Annotated in this window: 18 protein-coding genes; 7 read left to right on the top strand and 11 right to left on the bottom strand. The window is 68.2% G+C overall.

Annotation, left to right across the window (positions count from 1 at the left end):
- Positions 1–30 precede the first annotated feature (30 nt).
- The 3 genes from AC0IY0_RS05810 to AC0IY0_RS05800 all read right to left on the bottom strand — a co-directional run bounded on the left by AC0IY0_RS05810 (position 31) and on the right by AC0IY0_RS05800 (position 3,518).
- Complete coding sequence (locus tag AC0IY0_RS05810; RefSeq protein ID WP_471763292.1) at positions 31–939, bottom strand: LysR family transcriptional regulator; 909 nt, start codon at positions 937–939, stop codon at positions 31–33.
- 114 nt (positions 940–1,053) lie between these two features.
- Positions 1,054–2,220, bottom strand: a complete 1,167-nt coding sequence (gene alr, locus AC0IY0_RS05805; protein WP_471763291.1) for an alanine racemase — start codon at positions 2,218–2,220, stop codon at positions 1,054–1,056.
- A 41-nt stretch (positions 2,221–2,261) separates the two neighbouring features.
- Positions 2,262–3,518 (bottom strand): D-amino acid dehydrogenase, encoded by a 1,257-nt coding sequence (locus tag AC0IY0_RS05800; protein ID WP_471763290.1) that lies wholly within the window; start codon positions 3,516–3,518, stop codon positions 2,262–2,264.
- Between the two features lie 228 nt (positions 3,519–3,746).
- Between AC0IY0_RS05800 and AC0IY0_RS05795 the strand changes: the two genes are divergently transcribed.
- The gene (locus tag AC0IY0_RS05795) at positions 3,747–4,187 is read left to right on the top strand and encodes an Lrp/AsnC family transcriptional regulator (RefSeq protein ID WP_147905918.1); all 441 of its coding nucleotides are present in this window, start codon (positions 3,747–3,749) and stop codon (positions 4,185–4,187) included.
- Between the two features lie 7 nt (positions 4,188–4,194).
- Here the strand turns inward: AC0IY0_RS05795 and AC0IY0_RS05790 are convergent, their stop codons facing one another.
- From AC0IY0_RS05790 to AC0IY0_RS05780, 3 genes are all read right to left on the bottom strand, one after another.
- The gene (locus AC0IY0_RS05790) at positions 4,195–4,653 is read right to left on the bottom strand and encodes a type 2 periplasmic-binding domain-containing protein (RefSeq protein WP_471763289.1); all 459 of its coding nucleotides are present in this window, start codon (positions 4,651–4,653) and stop codon (positions 4,195–4,197) included.
- 50 nt (positions 4,654–4,703) lie between these two features.
- Positions 4,704–4,919, bottom strand: a complete 216-nt coding sequence (locus tag AC0IY0_RS05785) for a helix-turn-helix domain-containing protein (RefSeq protein ID WP_471763288.1) — start codon at positions 4,917–4,919, stop codon at positions 4,704–4,706.
- An 85-nt stretch (positions 4,920–5,004) separates the two neighbouring features.
- Positions 5,005–6,267, bottom strand: a complete 1,263-nt coding sequence (locus AC0IY0_RS05780) for a serine hydroxymethyltransferase (RefSeq protein ID WP_471763287.1) — start codon at positions 6,265–6,267, stop codon at positions 5,005–5,007.
- A gap of 179 nt (positions 6,268–6,446) precedes the next feature.
- Between AC0IY0_RS05780 and AC0IY0_RS05775 the strand changes: the two genes are divergently transcribed.
- Positions 6,447–7,382: a LysR substrate-binding domain-containing protein gene (locus tag AC0IY0_RS05775; RefSeq protein WP_187278514.1), complete on the top strand. Its 936-nt coding sequence runs from the start codon at positions 6,447–6,449 to the stop codon at positions 7,380–7,382.
- A gap of 43 nt (positions 7,383–7,425) precedes the next feature.
- On the opposite strand, the gene AC0IY0_RS05770 is transcribed toward AC0IY0_RS05775, so the two are convergent.
- The 5 genes from AC0IY0_RS05770 to AC0IY0_RS05750 form a co-directional block, all read right to left on the bottom strand.
- On the bottom strand, positions 7,426–8,796 hold the full coding sequence (locus AC0IY0_RS05770; protein WP_471763286.1) for a D-serine ammonia-lyase: 1,371 nt from the start codon (positions 8,794–8,796) through the stop codon (positions 7,426–7,428).
- 260 nt (positions 8,797–9,056) lie between these two features.
- Entirely contained in the window at positions 9,057–10,067 is a 1,011-nt protein-coding gene (locus AC0IY0_RS05765) for an asparaginase (protein WP_471763285.1), read from the bottom strand.
- Positions 10,068–10,172: 105 nt separating this feature from the next.
- Positions 10,173–11,177 carry an AraC-like ligand-binding domain-containing protein gene (locus AC0IY0_RS05760; protein WP_471763284.1) on the bottom strand — a complete coding sequence of 335 codons (1,005 nt, stop codon included), beginning with the start codon at positions 11,175–11,177 and terminating at the stop codon, positions 10,173–10,175.
- A 66-nt stretch (positions 11,178–11,243) separates the two neighbouring features.
- Positions 11,244–12,140, bottom strand: coding sequence for an amino acid ABC transporter substrate-binding protein (locus tag AC0IY0_RS05755; RefSeq protein ID WP_147940475.1), 897 nt, complete (start codon positions 12,138–12,140; stop codon positions 11,244–11,246).
- Positions 12,141–12,224: 84 nt separating this feature from the next.
- Entirely contained in the window at positions 12,225–13,406 is a 1,182-nt protein-coding gene (locus tag AC0IY0_RS05750) for an aminotransferase class V-fold PLP-dependent enzyme (RefSeq protein ID WP_471763283.1), read from the bottom strand.
- 823 nt (positions 13,407–14,229) lie between these two features.
- Here AC0IY0_RS05750 and AC0IY0_RS05745 point away from each other — a divergent pair.
- From AC0IY0_RS05745 to AC0IY0_RS05725, 5 genes are read left to right on the top strand one after another with little or no spacing between them, the layout of a single operon-like run.
- The gene (locus AC0IY0_RS05745; RefSeq protein WP_471763282.1) at positions 14,230–15,126 is read left to right on the top strand and encodes an amino acid ABC transporter substrate-binding protein; all 897 of its coding nucleotides are present in this window, start codon (positions 14,230–14,232) and stop codon (positions 15,124–15,126) included.
- Positions 15,127–15,166: 40 nt separating this feature from the next.
- The gene (locus tag AC0IY0_RS05740; RefSeq protein ID WP_471763281.1) at positions 15,167–15,934 is read left to right on the top strand and encodes an amino acid ABC transporter permease; all 768 of its coding nucleotides are present in this window, start codon (positions 15,167–15,169) and stop codon (positions 15,932–15,934) included.
- Positions 15,931–16,626, top strand: a complete 696-nt coding sequence (locus AC0IY0_RS05735; RefSeq protein WP_147940471.1) for an amino acid ABC transporter permease — start codon at positions 15,931–15,933, stop codon at positions 16,624–16,626. The genes AC0IY0_RS05740 and AC0IY0_RS05735 overlap by 4 nt, the downstream gene beginning before the upstream one ends.
- 11 nt (positions 16,627–16,637) lie before the next feature.
- Entirely contained in the window at positions 16,638–17,417 is a 780-nt protein-coding gene (locus AC0IY0_RS05730; RefSeq protein WP_147905929.1) for an IclR family transcriptional regulator, read from the top strand.
- Positions 17,418–17,428: 11 nt separating this feature from the next.
- Positions 17,429–18,199 carry an amino acid ABC transporter ATP-binding protein gene (locus AC0IY0_RS05725; protein WP_147940470.1) on the top strand — a complete coding sequence of 257 codons (771 nt, stop codon included), beginning with the start codon at positions 17,429–17,431 and terminating at the stop codon, positions 18,197–18,199.
- Positions 18,200–18,205: the final 6 nt, after the last annotated feature.

Genomic DNA, 18,205 nt, shown 5'->3' with positions numbered 1-18,205 from the left:
GCGAACAAGTCGTTCTTGTAAAGGCAACACTCAGCGTTGCGGCTGGAAGGCGACCAGGTGTTCGGTGAGCCAGCCCAGCAGCCGGCCCATCGCTTCCGGCAGCCGCCGTCCCGAGCGCACGACGAGGTGTGCGCTCGCCTCGGACAGGACCGGGTCGAGCAGGGGGATCACGGAGACGGTGCCGGTCTGCAGCTCGGCCGCGACGGCGAAACGCGGCAGGAACGCGACGCCCAACCCCGCCGTCACGAAGCGCCTGTGCAACTCGAACGACGCTGTCTCCAGGCGTGCGACGAGCCGGAAACCGCCATCGGCCTCGACGCGTCCCAGCAACTGGCGCACGCCATGATCGGAGGGAAGCAGGACGACCGGCTCGGAGGCGAAGGTGCGCAGGCCCACGGAGGTCGAGGAACCGGCGAGGGGATGGTCGTTCGGCAGGACGGCCAGCAGCGGGTGCCGCGCCGATACGACGCCGCGCACGTCCGGATGGGCGGGCGGGTTGTAGGCGAGACCAATATCCGTATCGCCCTGTGCGACCGCCGACAGCACACTGTCCGTTGTCCCAAGGGAGACCTGAAACGAGATTCCGGGGTAGGCCGTGACGAAGTTGGCCAGGCCGTTATCGAGCAGGTCGACTAGGAAGCCCGCGCCGCAGGTCAGCCGGATCGTCCCCCGCTGGACGCCGCGCAGCCGTTTGAGGTTGTCCTCGAGAAGGGCAGCCTCGTCGGCCTGGCGCTGCGCGTGCTGGGCGACGAGGCGCCCGGCCTCCGTCGGCACGACGCCGCGCGGCAGCCGCTCCAGAAGGTTCTCGCCGCACTCGGCCTCCATCTCGCTGATGTGGCGGCTGACCGCGGAGGCCGCGACGTTGAGCGCCTCCGCGGCGCCTCGGACGGAGCCGGTCCGGACGACGGCCAGGAAGTATCGCAGCGCTCGATCGTTCATCGTCAGGCGAGCCTGCGCTTTGGTCCTCCGCATATCAAGGCGTGAGCCCGCATCGACGGGGCCGAGCCATGCCTTCTGCCCATCGACCTTCGCCTGTGCCGCGCGGCCGGTCGCCTACCGTCGAGGCCCGACGCTCGGATCTCGCGTCGGACCAGCGGTGTCCGCCCCGTGGACGTACCGGCGGTCGAACCGATCACCCAGGCCGGTCAGCACCTCGTACCCGATGGTACCCGCATCGGCCGCGACCGCGTCTAGCGAGCGGTGCGGGCCGATGATCTCAACCGCGTCGTCCTCGGCCAGCGCCCGGGGCGGGAGAGCCGAGGCGTCCACCACGATGCTGTCCATCGATACCCGGCCGAGGATGGGCAGCGCGACGCCGCCCGCCCAGACCGCGCCGCGACCGCTGGCACTCCTCAGAAATCCGTCCGCATAGCCGACCGCCACGGTCGCGAGGCGCGACGCGACCGCCGTCCGTGCGGTGTAGCCGTATCCGACCGCCGTCCCGGCCGGCACGTCGCGCACCTGCAGGACGCGGGCCTCCAGCTTGATCACCGGCTGCAGGGGGTTGGGACGCCCAGCAACCGGCGCCACCCCGAACAGGGCCGCACCCGGCCGCGCGACATCGTAATGGTAATCCGCTCCCAGGAAGATGCCGGAGGACGCGGCGAGGCTGGCGCGCATGGGCGGCAGCCGGCGCCGCGCATCCTCGAAGCGGGACCGTTGCGTCGGGTTCGCATCGCTGTCGGGGGCGTCCGCGCAGGCCAGGTGGCTCATGATGAGCCGCCACGCCACGGCATCGTGCTCGCTCGCCCGACCCGCGACGGCCGCGACTTCGGCGGGAGACAGGCCGAAGCGGCTCATGCCGGAATCGACCTGCAACAGCCCCGGCAACCGGCATGCCCGCGTCCGGGCCAGCGCGGCCCAGCGCGCGAGCTGGCCCGGCGTATTGAGGACCGGCACCAGCCCGTGCTCCAGGCACTCGGCTTCGGCCCCGCGGGGGGCTCCGTGCAGGATCCACACGGCGGCGGCCCGGGGAACGTGCCGCCGGAGGGCGATCCCTTCGTCGAGATGGGCCACGAAGAAGGTTCGGCATCCGGCGGCGGACAGGACGGGGGCAACGCGCGCGGCGCCCAGGCCATACGCGTCCGCCTTCAGCACCGCGGCACATTCCGCCCCGGCGAGGCGGCCTGACAGGATCCGGTAATTGGCCGCGATGGCGTCGAGATCGACCGTTAGAATTGCCCCCGCGTGCGGACGCCCGCCATCGTCGAACGCGTCCACCCTATCCGCCTCCCGATCACACACGCGCGCGTCCACCGGTCTCAGGCCGCGTAACGGCCGACGGCGAGGTCTTCGTGGGCGATGTCGGGCGCCCGGGCGGACATCAGGTCCGCAAGGAGCCGGCCTGACCCGCAGGCCATGGTCCAGCCAAGGGTGCCGTGGCCGGTATTCGTATACAGGTTGTCATACCGCGTCGCCCCGACGATGGGCGTCCCGTCCGGCGTCATCGGGCGCAGGCCCGTCCAGAACGTCGCCCGGCTGAGGTCGCCCCCGGCCGGAAACAGGTCGTGGACGCATCGCTCCAGGGTCGCGCGGCGGGGCGGGCGCAGGGCCTGGCTGAAGCCGGCGAGCTCGGCGGTGCCGCCGACCCGTATGCGGTCGCCGAGCCGGGTCAAGCCGACCTTGAACGTCTCGTCCATCACGGTGGAGACCGGAGCCGCCTCCGGATCCGTGACGGGCAGGGTCAGGGAGTAGCCCTTGACCGGGTAGATCGGCAGGTTCAGCCCGAGCGGCCGCAGGAGCGCCGGGGTGAAGCTGCCCATCGCCGCCACGTAGGCGTCGGCGCGCAGCACCTCGGACCCGCAGGCGACGCCGGTCACGCGACCGCCCGAGGCCTGGAGCCCCGTCACGGTCATGGTGTAGCGGAACGTCACGCCGAGCCCCTCGCAGATGGCGGCGAGCCTCTGGGTGAACAGGTGGGCATCCCCGGTCTCGTCACGGGTGAGACGCAGGCCGCCCGCGATCTTGTCCTTCACGCGGTCCAACGCCGGCTCGGCGGCGACGCAGCCCGCCGGGTCCAGGACCTGATAGGCCACGCCGTAGGCGTCCAGGACCTTCGTGTCGTCGCCCACGTGGTCGAGCTGCTTGCGCGTGCGGAACAGCTGCAGCGTGCCCTGTTCGCGGTGGTCGTAGGCGATGCCGGTCTCGTCGCGCAGGTCGCGCAGGACGTCGCGGCTGTATTCCGCGAGCCGCACCATCCGGCCCTTGTTGCGGGCGTAGGCCTCCTCCGTGCAGTTCGCCAGCATGCGGGCGAGCCAACCGTAGAGACGGGGCTCGACGGACGGCCACAGGACCAGGGGGCGGTGGCGCATCATCAGCCACTTCATCGCCTTGACCGGGATACCCGGCGCGGCCCAGGGGGCGGAATATCCGGGGGAGACCTGGCCGGCATTGGCGAAGCTGGTCTCCAGGCCGGAGGCGGGCTGCCGGTCGATCACCGTGACCTCATGGCCGGCCTTCGCCAGATAATAGGCAGAGGACACGCCGACCACGCCACTTCCCAGAACCAAGACCCGCATGATCGCTCTCCTCGGCACCGAACATCCGCATTCGGCGCTCAGCCGCCACCCGGAACGCCGCGATCGCGGAATCCTCAGAGAGGTCTGCGGGAAACGCGTCGCCCGGTCGCCGGCCGAGGTGTATCGAACATCGAAAGCCGCGCACGATGCTGCGAACATGTTGCAGGTTCTGCCAAACCGATGCCATGCAACGACAGGAACTGCCACGGAACGACAGATCGTTGCGCGATGCCACAGGATGAAATTGACACCGCCATCCTCCACGCCCTGCGCGCGGATGCCCGGATGCCCAACGCGGCCCTGGCCAAGCGCGTCGGCCTGTCCGCTTCCGCCTGCCTGCGCAGGCTGCGGATGCTGGAGCGGGACGGGACGATCCGAGGCTACACCGTGCTGCTCGACGCGTCGGCGGCATCGGGCCTCGTGGTGATGACCCAGATCGAGCTGGAGCGGCAGACGGAGGATTACTTGAACCGATTCGAGGCCGCCGTCCGCCGCTGCCCGGACATCCAGGACTGCTACCTCATGACGGGCAGCTCGGATTACCTGCTGAAAATCCGGGTGGCCGATGCCGGGGAGTACGAGCGGCTTCACCGATCCGTGCTGTCGAAGCTGCCCGGTGTATCCCGGATCCAATCCAGCTTCACGATCCGGAGCGTCGTCGGCCGCTGACCTGCGATCACCCGATATCCGGCCAGCATGACGGGCAATCCGCGGCCGAACGGCCATCACCGGATCCAGCGCAGGCGGCCTGCCCCCGATCGCGGCGGCCGGCTGACACGCCATCGCATCGCGGGACGGGACATCCGTCGCCCGCGCCGAGGCCTGCGGGACGGCGGCGATCGATAGGTTGGGTCCACCTATTCCGGCGGAACGCCCACGAGATCCGCCGGGCGATGGGCGAATCGCGCTCGATCAGACACAGGCTTCGGCCGGTGCCCCCCAGCCTGAAGTGCGGTCGGATCGCGACGCAGCAGCCGGCCTCCACGATCGCCTGCACGACCTCGAAACCGTGACGATGCGCCTGGATCTTCGGCTCGCAGCCGACGGGGCGGCAGGCCCCGACTACGATCTCCGGATAACCTTTGTCGGGGTTGTCCAACGCGCGGATTTCGATCCGCAGGTCGTGGAGCGTCACGGCCGCCCTGCCGGACGAGGCGGAGGCGGTGTTCGGAGAGATGACCCCGATTACCGTCTCGGCGTGCAGGACGAGGCGTGCGCCGGCGGGTGAGGACGGATGCCCCCTCGGCCGCGCCCTTCGACCAGGGTGATGCCCAGCTCGGCTTCGAGGCGAGCGATCTGCTGGGACAAAGCCGCCGGCGAGACGCCCAGCGCTTCGGCCAGCGAAGCCGTGGTCCCGCGCACGGACAGCTGCCGGAGCGTGCGCCGGAGCGTGGGAGCCATTGCCCGCGCCCGGCTGGTGACTGTCTCCACGACGGCGCCGGCCGCCGGAGCCCCCGGCTTCGCGAGCCGAGGGGCACCGGTTCGATTACGGGTAGATCGGGAAGCGAGCGCAGAGTTCCGTGACCTGCCCATGGATCGCGCGGACGAGGGCCTCGTCGGACGGGGCCTTGACGATCTGCGCGATCCAGGTGCCGATCGCGCGAAACTCGTCGCCCCCGAAGCCGCGCGCGGTGCCGGCGTTGCTGGACAGGCGCAGACCCGACGGCGCCTCCGGGGGGCGCTCGTCGAACGGGATCTGGTTTTTGTTCACCGCCAGGCCCGCGTGCTCCAGCGCCTTCGCGGCGATGTCGCCGGTGATACCCTGGTTGACGAGATCGACGAGCATCAGCCCGCAATCCGTGCCGCCGGCGACCAGGCGGACGCCGGCCTCCGCCAGCGTGGCGGCCAGCATCCGGGCGTTATCGAGCACCGCCTGGTTGTAGCCCTTGAATTCCGGCCGGAGGGCCTCGCCGAAGCAGGCCGCCTTGGCGGCCACGATGTGCAGCATCACCGAGCCCTGCACGCCCGGGAAGATGCCGTAGTTAATCTTGTCGCTCAGCGCCTCGTCGTTCCAGAGCACGAGGCCGCCGCGGGCACCGCGGAGCGACTTGTAGGTGGTCGAGGTCACCACATGCGCGTGCGGCAACGGATCGGGATAGATCCCCGAGGCCACCAGCCCGGCGAAGTGGGCCATATCGACGACCAGGTAGGCGCCGACCTCGTCGGCGATCGCGCGCAGTCCGGCGAAGTCCAGGACCCGGGCGTAGGCAGACCCGCCCGCGATGATCATCTTGGGCTTGTGCTGGCGGGCGAGGCCGCGAAGCTCGTCCAGATCGACGAGTTCGGTGTCGCGATTAACGCCGTACCGGACGATGTTGTAGTCCCGCCCGGTCAGAGTGGCGGGATGTCCGTGGCTGATATGGCCGCCCGCGGCGGTGTTCATCGACAGGATGGTGTCGCCAAGCTTCAGCAAACCAAGGAAGACGCCGCCATTCGCGTTCGATCCAGAATGCGACTGCACGTTCGCGAAGCGCGCGCCGAAGAGTTTCTTGACCCGCCGAAGGGCCAGATCTTCCACCGCGTCGGCGAATTCTGCGCCGCCGTAATACCGCGCGAAAGCGAAGCCCTCGACGGTCTTGTTGGTGAGGGCCGAGCCCTGCGCCTCGAGGACGAGGCGGGACACGATGTTCTCGGACGCGATCAACTCGATCCCGTTCTGCTGGCGTCGCAGCTCCCCGCGGATGGATGCCGCGAGTTCGGGATCGGCGTCGAGCCCCTCCGTGAAGTAGCCCTTGTGGAGGTATGTCATGTCGAAAGGCCCGGGCCGCAGAGAAGGAGGGAGACGCGGGTCGGCAGCCGTCGGGGCGCCGCGTGGGCGTGCCGCCGACCGCCCGTCCGCGATCCGTGATCGCCCTTTGGATGCGGTTTTTGCCGAGGGTCCGCAAACGACATATCGTGGCTGCGAGACCAAGCTCACCTAGGCCTTCGATGCCCCTTTCGCCGCCACGGCCGTCCCTCCCCTCGCTGAAGGCGCTCCGTGCCTTCGAGGCGGCCGCCCGCCACGAGGGCTTCGTCGGCGCGGCCGACGAACTCTGCGTCACCGCGGCCGCGATCGCGCAGCAGGTTCGCGCGCTGGAGGATTGGGTCGGCAGGCCGCTGTTTCACAGGAAGGCCCGGGGCCTTCAGCTAACGAGCGAAGCCCGGGCGATGCTGCCGCGCCTTGTCGAGGCGTTCGATGCCCTGGCCGGCGCGGCCCACGGCCTCCGTCGGCACGCTGACCGGCGGGAGATCCAGATCGCGGCCCTCCCCTGCGTGGCGCAGCTCTGGCTCTCGCCGCGCCTCGGGGCGATGCGCAAGGCGTTCCCGAACCTCGAATTCTCGGTGGTCGCGCTGGAGAACCCGCCGGACTTCACCCGGGAGCTGTTCGACCTCGGCCTGTTCTTCGTGGACGGAAGCCTGCCCAATTGCACCGCCCACACGCTCGTGGAGGACCGGCTGTTTCCGGTCTGCTCGCCCCAACTCCTGGCCGGGCGCGGGCACAGCCTGGATCTGGCGGGCCTGGCCGACATGACGCTGCTCCACGACGCGCGATGGCGCAACGACTGGGCGCGATGGCTGCGACATGCCGGCGACAGGCGGGTCGACGCCCGCCGCGGATCGACGTTCTCGCTCTACAGCATGGCCGTGGAGGCGGCGATCGAGGAGGCCGGACTGCTGATCGGCCACAGCAGCCTCCTGCAGGCCCCATTGGGGGACGGGCGCCTGCTGGCACCGATCGATGATGGGGCCGCCCTGCTCGGTCCCCCACTCTCGCTGATCCTGCCCGAAGGGCGGGGGCTCGAGGAGGGAACGGAAGCCGTGGTCGCGTGGCTGCGCGAGACGGCGTCGCCCCCCCGCAGCACGGTAGGCGACCGGGCAGGCTGATCGCCTCAACGGCCGCTGCGCGCGTCGCGGATCGCGACACCTGTCACGCTGAACGTGCCACCCCTGTACCGGCCCGGCGGAGGTATGCGCGCGCCTCCTCCGGGGGGACCATGCTGCCGCCGGTAGCCCAGATGATATGCGTGGCCGCCTCCAAGCGGTCGCGGTCGAGGTTCAGGCGGGCGCGGTAGGCGTCGTCGGCCACGATGCGGGCGGGGCCGGGTGCGCCCGCGACCGCGGAGGGTTCCAACATGAGGCCTTCGCTGGCCTCGAGCAGAGCCAGGAGGTCGAGCAATTCCTGGTCGGCCACCGTGAAATAGCCATCCACCAGACGCTGCATCGCCCGGCCGACGAAGCCCGACGGCCGCCCCACCGCAAGACCGTCCGCGACGGTCGCGTTGGAGATGCCGAAATCCTGAACCGCGATCTGCTCGTGCAAGCCGGTATAGACGCCGAGCAGCATGCAGGGCGAGGGCGTGGGCTCGGCAAACAGGCAGCGGACCGCATCCCCGAACACCAGCTTGAGCCCGAACGCGACCCCGCCCGGGCCACCGCCGACCCCGCAGGGCAGGTGGACGAAGAGCGGGTGCTGCGCATCGACCGGCACGCCGAGGGCGGCGAGCTGCGGCTTCAGCCGCAGGCCGGCGACCGCGTAGCCAAGGAACAGATCCTTCGAGTGCTCGTCGTCGACGAAATGGCAGTTCGGATCGGCGTCGGCCTCGGCACGCCCCTGGGCCACCGCGGCCCCGTAATCGCCGGCATGCTCGACCACCGTGACCCCGAAGGCGCGCAGGCGGTCCTTCTTCCACTGCCGTGCATCCGCCGACATGTGGACCGTGGTTCGGAACCCGATCTTGGCGCTCATGATGCCGATCGACAGGCCGAGATTGCCGGTGGAGCCGACCGCGACGCTGTAATCTGCGAAGAAGGCGCGCGCGCTTGCCCCGCCGAGCGCCGTGTAGTTGTCGCCGGTCGTGATCAGCCCGGCTCCGAAGGCCAAGGTCTCGGCCCGCTTCAGCACCTCGTAGAGGCCGCCGCGCGCCTTGATCGAGCCCGAGACCGGCAGGTGGCTGTCCTTCTTCAGCAGAAGCCGGCCGCCGCCCTCGTAGCCGTAGCGCCGACGGAGGGCGTCCGCGAAGGCGGGTACAGCGACGAGGTCCGACTCGATGATCCCCCCGGTGGCGGCGAGATCCGGGAAGAACCGGACGAGCAGCGGAGCGAAGCGCGCCAACCGCGCGCTCGCATCCTCGACGTCCGACAGGGTGAGCCCGGCATCGGCGAGCCCGGTCGCCGCCGGCGCGATGCCGGGGTTGAACCACGCGGTCTCCCGGCCCGCGATCAAGTCGCCGATCAGGGGATGAGTGGAGAGCCACACATCGAGCGGCCGTCCATGGATCGAAGGGGCTTGCCGGGTCATCGGGAGGGTCCTGGCTGGTCGACGCTCCGGCCCGGCGATCGCCGGGCGCCGGGTCGCAGACGGCGGGTCAGACCGTGTCATAAACCGGGACGCCGAGCGCGCGCAGCTCCCGGAGGATCGCCGCGCGGGTGCTGGCAAGCGCCCGGCTGACGCTCAGTCGATTCTCAGGGCGTTCGTGCGAGCGATCGAACGGATCTTCCTCTGGAGCTCGGGACCGGCGAGCCCCTCACCGTCCCATCCGCCCGCTCGCAGCCCTGCATTCAGTATCGCGAGAACATCTGCTGTATCTGCTTGGCATCGCTCGTTTTCGTGAGCGCCAGCATCAGAAGGACCCGGGCCTTCTGCGGGTTCAGGGTGTCCGACGTCACGGTGCCGAGGGCGTCGTCGTCGTGTTCGCCATTGCGTTCGACCAAGCCGCCGTTGACGCGGGACGAACGCACGACGACCACTCCCTTGCCCACCCCGGCCGCGACCGCCGGCTGGACGGCCTTGGGGATGCTGCCGTTACCGGTTCCGGCATAGACGATGCCCTTGGCACCGTCTCCGATGGCCGCGTTCAGGAGGGCGGGGCCGACATCGACGTAGGAATAGACGATCGCCACACGCGGCAACGCGCGCAGCGTGGAGACGTCGAACTCCGTCGCGGCGGTGTGCGGTCGCGTCGTCGTCCGGTAGAAATGCGGCTTGTGCCCCTGCATGATGCCCAAGGCACCGATATCGGGCGCCTTGAACGCGTCCAACCCGGTGGTGTTCGTCTTCGTCACATCGCGGGCGGCATAGATCCCGTCGTTGAGCGTGACCAGCACGCCGGCCCCCCTGGCGGTGGGGTCCGCGGCGATGGCCACGGCGTTGGCCAGATTCGCCGGTCCGTCGGCGCTGACGGCGCCCGATCCCCGCATGGACCCGACCACCACGACCGGCTTATCGCTCTTGACGACGAGGTCGAGGAAATACGCCGTCTCCTCCAGCGTGTCGGTTCCGTGCGTGACCACGACGCCGTCCGCGGCGCCGGAGGCCAGGACCTCGTCGATCCGACGGGCCAGGCGCAGCCAGACCTCGGCGGTGATGTCCGGGCTGGAGACCTGCGCGATTTGCTCGGCGCTGACGTCCGCGGCGGCATCCAGCCCTGGGACCGCGGCGACCAGCGCAGAGCCCGACAGGACGGAATCCTTGCCGGTCGTCTGCGCGATGGTCCCACCGGTCGCCAGGACCAGGACCCTCGGCTTCGCTTGCGGTCCGGCCGCGGAGGCGGGCGCGCCGCCGAGGGTCATGACCGCCGATAGGGTGGCGACGGTCGCGCCGATACGTCCGAGCGTGTCTGATTCTGTCCTTCGACGCGGCCGGACCACGAGCCGGCGGGTGGATGTTCCAGGGAGCTACGATCGGGGGGACGCAGCTGCAGGCGCCGTCGGACCCGGTCGTGCGTTCATCAGTGCCGCGTGACGATGCTCGCTGGGAGCCATCCCGTAGCGTGCCTTGAAGCGGCGGGCGAAGTGGGCTTGGTTGGCGAAGCCGCAGCCATAGGCCAGGGCGCCGATGGACAGGTGCGTGCAACCCGGATCGGCTAGGCGGGTGGCGGCCGCCTCCAGGCGTTTTTGCCAGATCCAATCCGAGATGTGCTGGCCGCGCTCGTGGAACAGCTCCTGCAGCCGCCGCAGCGAGACGCCGACGGCTGCCGCAAGCATGGGCGGATCGAGGGTCGGGTCGCCGAGGTTGGCCTCGATGAACGCCTTGGCGCGCTGGATCACGAGCGTCCCGTGCAGCGGTCGCGGCACCTCCTGTGCGAGGCGCTCGGCGAGGCAGGCGACGATGAGATCGATCCCGACCCCGACCATGCGCTCGGCGCTGTGAGCCGGCAGCCGATCGCCCTGATGCAGCAGGTTGGTCAGGAACGAGCGGGCCAGGGTCGTGACCGGCCGGTCGCCGTCGACGGTCAGGCCGGCGAAGATCCGGGCTGGGCCGAGCACGCTCTCCAATCTCTGCCGCGGGATCGCGATGGCCAACACTTCGCTGTGGCCGCTATGCTCGATCGTCCAGGGCGTGTTCGTATCACGGACCGCGAAGTCGCCGGCCCTGTCCGTGCTCGAGCGATCGTTCTGATCCGAGCGCACGGTACCGGACAGGACCATGCTGACGAAGAGATGATCGGTCCGATGATTCTCGTGCCGGAGCGTTCGCGGTGTCGTCGATGCTCTGAGATTGCGCAACGAAAACATGCTGAAGTCCAAGCCGCCGAAACTTGCCCCGTCGATCGTCGCGTCGAACGTCTCGTCACCGAGGCATGATTGTTCCATCGGGACGATACGGTCTTCGCAGACATCCCGCCAATGGCGAAACCGATCTTTCGGCGGCAGCCCGTCTGTCGAGAAGATGGTCTGCATCGCGCTCAACTCTATGCGGATCGGGAGTCGTCGTGCCGCATCGGAACGAGCGCGCTCGGCGCGCGGTCAGAACTCGATCGCGTCGCTGGGGTGCGCGACGCGCTCCTTCAGGGCGTCCGACATCGGGAAGGTCAGGTTCTCGCCGCGGGGTGGGATCGGGCTCTCGAACCACTTGGCGTAGAGCGTGGCGAAGGCTCCCGAAGCCATCATGCCCTTCAGGACGCCGTCCGCGAGCGCCTTGAACTCAGGATCCTCCCTGCGCAGCATCAGGCCGTAGGCCACCAGGTCGTAGGTCTCCGGGAGGAAGGTGAGGGCGGCCGGATCGGGCGCGCGGGACTTCAGGCTGGCGAGCAGGATGTCGTCCTCCATGAAGGCGGCGGCCCGCCCGCTTTGGAGCACCAGCATCGACTCGCCGTGATCCTTGGCCTGGATGACGGTGAAGGTGCCGCCCTTGGCCTTGATGCCGAACGCGAAGCCCACCGCGTTCGACCCCTGCGTGACCACCACGGTCTTGCCGTCGAGGCCCTTCACGTCGTGGATGCCCGACGAGACCTTGGTCAGCCACCGGGCCGAGGACACGAAGGTCGCGACCGTGAAGGCGACCTGCTTGAGCCGGGCGGCGCTGCTGGACGTGCCGCCGCATTCGATGTCGATGGTCCCGTTCTGCATGAGCGGGATGCGGTTGGCGGAATCCACCGGCTGGAGCTTGACCGCGAGGTTGTCGAGCTTGAGATCGGTCTTGATCTCGTCCACGACCTGCGCGCACAGATCCATCGAGAAGCCGACCGGCTTCTGATCGACGTCGAGGTACGAGAACGGGATCGAGGCCTCGCGATAGCCGAGCGTTATGGTCCCCGTGCGCTTGATCTTGTCCAGCGTCGGGCTCTCGGCCGACGCGGCCGTCGCGGCAAGACCGAGCGCGAGCGCGCCTGATAGTCGAACGAACGCTCCGTGCAGGGACATCGGTTTTCTCCTCTCGACGGTTGCGGGTCTTGCGAGGCCTAGCGGCGCGGGCGCCGTCAGCGATACGGGGAGGGGTTCGGGGGCCTATCCGAGCGTGGACAGCACGGCCGTACGGGCCTGCATCGACGGCGCGTTGCGGGCGCGGATGGCCTCGATCAGCCGGTCGATATCCTCAGCGGTGTTGAACATGCCGAGGGAGACGCGGATGCCGTCGCGCTCGGGCGAGACGCGGATGCCGCTCAGGGTGAGGTAGTCCAGCCACTCGCCCGCAGGCAGGGCGATGACGTAGATGTGCGGGGCCCGGTGCCGCCGCTCGCGCGGACCGACCAAGTCGACGCCGAGCTGGTCGAGCTGCTCGATCAGGTAGTCGCCCAGATCGTAGCAGTGAGCCTGGATCTTCTCGACGCCGATGGAGCCGATGAGGTCGAGGGCCGCCCCGAGCCCCTGGATCGCCGGCAGGTTGAAGTTGCCGAGCTCGAACCGGCCGGCCGAGGGAGCCAGCGCCATGTTGTCCGGGCGGGCGATGAAGTCCGAAGGCGGCGCGGCCAGGCTGATCGCCGCCATGTAGGCCGGCTCCAGCTCGGTCAGGCGCGTGTCCCACCACAGCAGGCCGAGCCCCTGGGGCGTGAGCAGACCCTTGTGCGTACCCGAGCCGACGAAGGTGGCGTGGAGCGCCTTCACGTCGAGCGGGACGACGCCGATGCCCTGCATCACGTCGACCACGAAGTAGAGCCCCTTCTCCTTGCACAGCCGGCCGACGCTCTCGACGTCGAAGCGATGGCCGGCGTGGAAGGTCACCTGCGACATCGAGATGACGCGGGTCTTGTCGTCGATGTGCGGCCGGAAGCTCTCGGCATCGACGACCTCGGTCATCGGGATGAACGCGATCTCGACGCCCTTCTTCTTCAGGTTGAGGAACGCGTAGGCGTTGTTGGGGTGGTCGCCATCGATCATCAGGACCTTGTCGCCCGGGCGCAGCGGCAGCGCGTTGGCGGCGATGTTCATGCTCTCGGAGGTGTTCTTGGTGAAGGCGACCTCCTCGGGCCGCGCCCCGATGAAGTGCGCGAGCTTGGTGCGCGTCTCCTCCAGCCGGTTGAGCCAGACCTGCTTGGGACCGGCGGTCTCATAGCCCTCGCGCAGGAAGCGCTCGTAGGCTTCCTTCACAGGGCGCGCGAGCGGCGTCTGGAAGCCCGCGTCGAGGTAGACGATCGACTCGGCGGCCGGAAACGCCTTCCGCACTGCGGCGACGTCGTAATGCTGGGACATATCTACACTCCTGCATGAGGTCGATGAAGGTCGGCTGGCGGCGTCGGAGGCGGCCTGGTCCAACCCGCGGGCTTTCATCGGCGCGGGCCCGAGGTCAGAACTGGGATGGTCCAGGCGCGCGAACGGCTGATCGTTCTCGCTTCGGTCCCCGGGTTGAATCGACGGATGCGCGCCCAAGCGGTCGATGACAGCGTCCGCGGTCAAAGAATGACGTGGGATGACAACTGGCCAGATCCCGCAACGAGATCAGCCTCCATGTCCGCAATCCTTAATCTCACCTCCCGGGATCTGAAAAGTCTTTCTTTCGACTATCTTTGTCGATGTATCGATTTATGAGACTCTGATCGGAATTCGAGACATGTGATCGTGCAAGCGGTTCCTGTAACGGGACCGGCCCGAAGTTTTCGCGGTGCCGCAGACAAGTGGTTGCCGGTTGTGCACCTGCGAATTAATTCACCCCGCGCTGTCTACCGGCTAAGCAGATGGCTCGATCGGGAACCCGGTGCCACGAGCAGGTCGTCTCAAAATCCGGACAGACTTTTCCGTTACCATTCAATAGCTTGATCAAGCTGTGGTGCGAAAGGCTGTCCGACGGGATCACTGGGCGTGAGACAAAAAATATCATTTTTTGAGACCGGATTGACGGCACAATAGCTCGTTCGTCATAACTGTTCCGAAGCCCGGCCTCGTTCCTCCGCAGTACATCGTGGCGTGTTTCGGCCGCGGGCCCCTGGTGTTATTTTCGGCATGGGATCGAACACTCGTCCAAAAATTAACGACGAGTTGGCATCTCGACGATTACTGTATAACTTCGGAGATGCGAATGTACGCCCGTATCCATCTCGTCACGCTGTCGCTCGCGATGGCACTTGGTCTTCTCACGACGTCCGCATCTGCGGAAAGCCCGACCCTTGCCAAGATCAAGCGGACCGGAACGGTGACGTTGGGCTATCGCGAGTCTTCGATCCCGTTCTCGTATCTGGGCGCGGATCAGAAGCCGATCGGGTTCTCGCTCGACCTGTGTTCGCAAGTCGTCGACAAGATCAAGGAGGACATCAAGCTCGATAAGCTCGCCGTCACCCTGCAGGCGGTGAATTCCTCCAACCGCATCCCGCTCATCCAGAACGGCACCGTCGACATCGAATGCGGCGGCACTTCCAGCAGCGCGGCACGGCTCAAGCAGGTCGCGTTCACGGTCGCGACCTTCGTCAGTTCGGCGCGCTGGATGACGAAGGCGTCGTCCGGCATCCAGGACGTGAAGGCGCTCGACGGCAAGACCGTCGTAGTCACGCAGGGTTCGAACGCCGTCGGCTTCGCGCAGGGGATCAAGGCCAAGGGCGCGACCTTCGCGATCGTCCAGGCCAAGGACCACGCGGAATCGATGCTGATGCTCCAGAGCGGACGCGCGGCCGCCTTCATGGAGGACGACATCCTGCTCGCCAGCCTGCGGGCCCGCGCCCCGGACCCGGCGGCCTTCGCGTTCCTGCCTGAGACCTACGAGAAGGTCCCCTACGGCCTGATGCTTCCGAAGGACGATCCGGAGTTCAAGGCCCTCGCGGACGGCGTGCTCAAGGGCCTGATGGCCTCTGGCGCCTTCACCAAGCTCTACGCGAAATGGTTCGAGAGCCCGATCCCCCCGAACGGCGAGAACCTCAGCTTCCCGATGAGCGACGCCTTGAAGGAGCGTGTCGCCCATCCGAGCGACGCCCTCGACTTCTGATCGTCCTCGCCCGCCGCGCACCGTCACGAAGGCGACGCCGATGTTCTCCGTGCTCTTCGAGGAGGCCCCCGACGGCCAGCGTTACATCGACTGGCTGATCTCGGGCCTCCAATGGACCGTGGCGCTCGCCTTCTTCGGGTGGTGCATCGCCTTCGTGATCGGGGTCGCGGTCGGCGCGGGCCGCACCTCGCCGAGCCGGGCCATCGCGATCCCGTGCCGGTTCTACACGGAGTTCTTCCGCAACATCCCGGTGCTGATCCAGATGTTCCTCTGGTACTTCGTGGTGCCGGAATTCCTACCCTTCGGCCTCGGCGATGCCATCAAGCAGATGCCGCCGCCCTGGGGAGCCTTCTGGCCGGCCCTGATCTGCCTCAGCCTCTACACCTCGGCCCGCGTCTCGGAGCAGGTCCGGGCCGGGATCGAGGCGCTGCCCAAGGGACAGCGCGAGGCCGCCAACGCGCTCTCGCTCTCGACGTGGAAGACCTACCGCTACGTGCTGATCCCGCAGGCGCTCCGGCTGATCGTGCCGAGCCTGACCTCGGAGGTCATGGGCATCTACAAGAACACCTCGGTGGCGCTGACCATCGGCCTGCTCGAACTCACGGCTCAGGCACGGCAGATCAGCGAGGCGACGTTCCAGACCTTCGGGGCCTTCGCCAGCGCGACCCTGATCTACCTCGCCCTCGCCCTGGTCACGTTCCTGATCATGACCGCCGTCGAACACGCGGTCCGCATCCCCGGCCAGGAACCGGCGACCGGCCGGAAGCGGCCGCGCAAGCTCGCTCTGGCCCAGGAGCCGAAGCCGTGAACAGTCTCGACTTCTCCATCGTCGGGCAGTCGCTGCCCTACCTGCTGCACGGGCTCGCCTTCTCGCTCCAGCTCACGGTCTTCGCCTTCCTCACCGGCCTGGGGCTCGGCATCGTACTGGCGCTCGTGCGGCACCTGAAGGTGCCGGTGCTGGCGCAGCTCGTGGTCGGCTACATCACGCTGATCCGCTCGATCCCGCTCATCCTCGTTCTGTTCTGGTTCTTCTTCCTGGTGCCGATCCTGCTGACGCCGTTCTCGGTGGACGGGCGGCCGATCCCGGTCGGCGCGGGCCCGACGGCCTTCGTCACCTTCAGCCTGTTCGAGGCGGCCTACTACGCCGAAATCATCCGCACGGGCCTGCGGTCGCTCAGCAAGGGCCAGTTCGAGGCGGCGGCGGCCCTCTCGCTCTCGACCTTCAAGACCTACCGCTACGTGATCATCCCACAGGTGATCCGCGTGGTGAGCCCGATCCTGCTCACGCAGACCATCATCCTCTTCCAGGATACCTCCCTGGTCTACGTCCTGTCGGTGGTCGATCTCACGGGAGCCGCGGTCAAGATCGCCCAGCTGAACGGAAGGCTCGTCGAGATGTATCTCGTCGTCGCCCTCGTCTACCTCGCGATCTGCTCCACCGCCTCGCAGGCCGTGGCCATACTCAGGGAGCGCCAGATGCGCACCCTGCGGACGCGATAGGGAGACCGCCCATGCCCCCGGTGCGACGCCCCGGCGTGACCGTCTCTCCCGACGTTCCCGCCCCCATCGGACGGATGCTCGCGATCGTCGAGCTGGTCGCCGTGACCGGGACGATCTCGGTGGCGCAGGTCGTGGAGACGCTCGGCATCCCGCGGCCGACGGCCCACCGGATGGTCGCGATGCTGGAGGCCGTCGGCTACCTCCAGAAGCTGCCGGGGCGCACGGGCTACGGCCCGGCCCCGAAGCTGGTCTCGCTCGCCTCCGACATCATGGCGTCGACGGTCGTCTACTCGGCCCTCAACACCACGCTCACCGAACTCGCCGCGCGCATCGGCGAGACGTGCAGCCTGGCGATGCTGTCGGGCGGCGACGTCGAATATATCGCCAGCGCGTTCGGCGGCTCGCCGCTGACGCTGCAATTCCAGGCCGGGCAGAAGACGCCGATCCACTGTACGTCGAGCGGCCGGATCTTCCTCGCCAACCTGTCCGACGAACGGCTGGAGACCTTCCTGGCTTCCGGCCCCTGGCAGCCGGTCACGCCCCAGACCCTCACCGACCCGCGCAGGTTGCGCGAGGAGCTGAAGGTCATCCGTGAGCAGGGCTACGCCCTCAACGATTCCGAGTTCATCGTCGGCGTGGTCGGGGCGGCGGTGCCCGTCCGCAACACGGAGGACCGCGTCCTTGCGGCCCTGACCGTCTCGGCCCCGAAGAGCCGCGTGCCGCTGGACAAGCTGAAGACCTTCATTCCCGCGATGAAGAGCGCGGCCGCGCGCATCGCCCGATCCCTGTGAGGAGACCGACCATGGCCGCGACCCAATCGACCGCGGGGACGTCCGCCGGCGCCGAGGCGGTGACGATGATCGACGTGAACAAATGGTACGGGTCGTATCAGGCGCTCACCGACGTCCGGCTCAACGTCGCCCCCGGAGAGAAGATCGTCGTCTGCGGCCCGTCCGGTTCGGGCAAGTCGACCCTCATCCGGTGCATCAACCGCATCGAGAAGCATGATGGCGGCCGGATCATCGTCAACGGGACCGAGCTGACCGCCGAGACCCGCAACATCGACCACGTCCGCCGCGACGTCGGCATGGTGTTTCAGAGCTTCAACCTGTTCCCGCATCTCAGCGTGCTCGACAATTGCACGCTGGCCCCGATCAAGTCCCTCGGCATGGGCGCGCGGGAGGCGCAGGAGCTGGCGATGCACTTCCTCCAGAAGGTGCGCATCGCCGATCAGGCGAAGAAGTACCCCGGGATGCTCTCGGGCGGCCAGCAACAGCGCGTCGCGATCGCGCGGGCGCTGTGCATGAAGCCGAAGGTGATGCTGTTCGACGAGCCCACCTCCGCGCTCGATCCGGAGATGGTCAACGAGGTGCTCGACACCATGGTGGCTCTGGCGCTCGAAGGCATGACCATGATCTGCGTCACGCACGAGATGGGCTTCGCCCGAAAGGTCGCCGACCGGGTCGTGTTCATGGACCGGGGACAGATCGTCGAAGTGGCCTCCCCCGAAGCGTTCTTCCAGTCGCCCAAGACCGAGCGCGCCCGCGAGTTCCTCGCGCAGATCATTCACTGACCCAGG

The sequence above is a fragment of the Methylobacterium sp. AC315 genome, from assembly GCF_979253755.1.
This window is presented reverse-complemented; position numbering and strand designations above follow the sequence as displayed.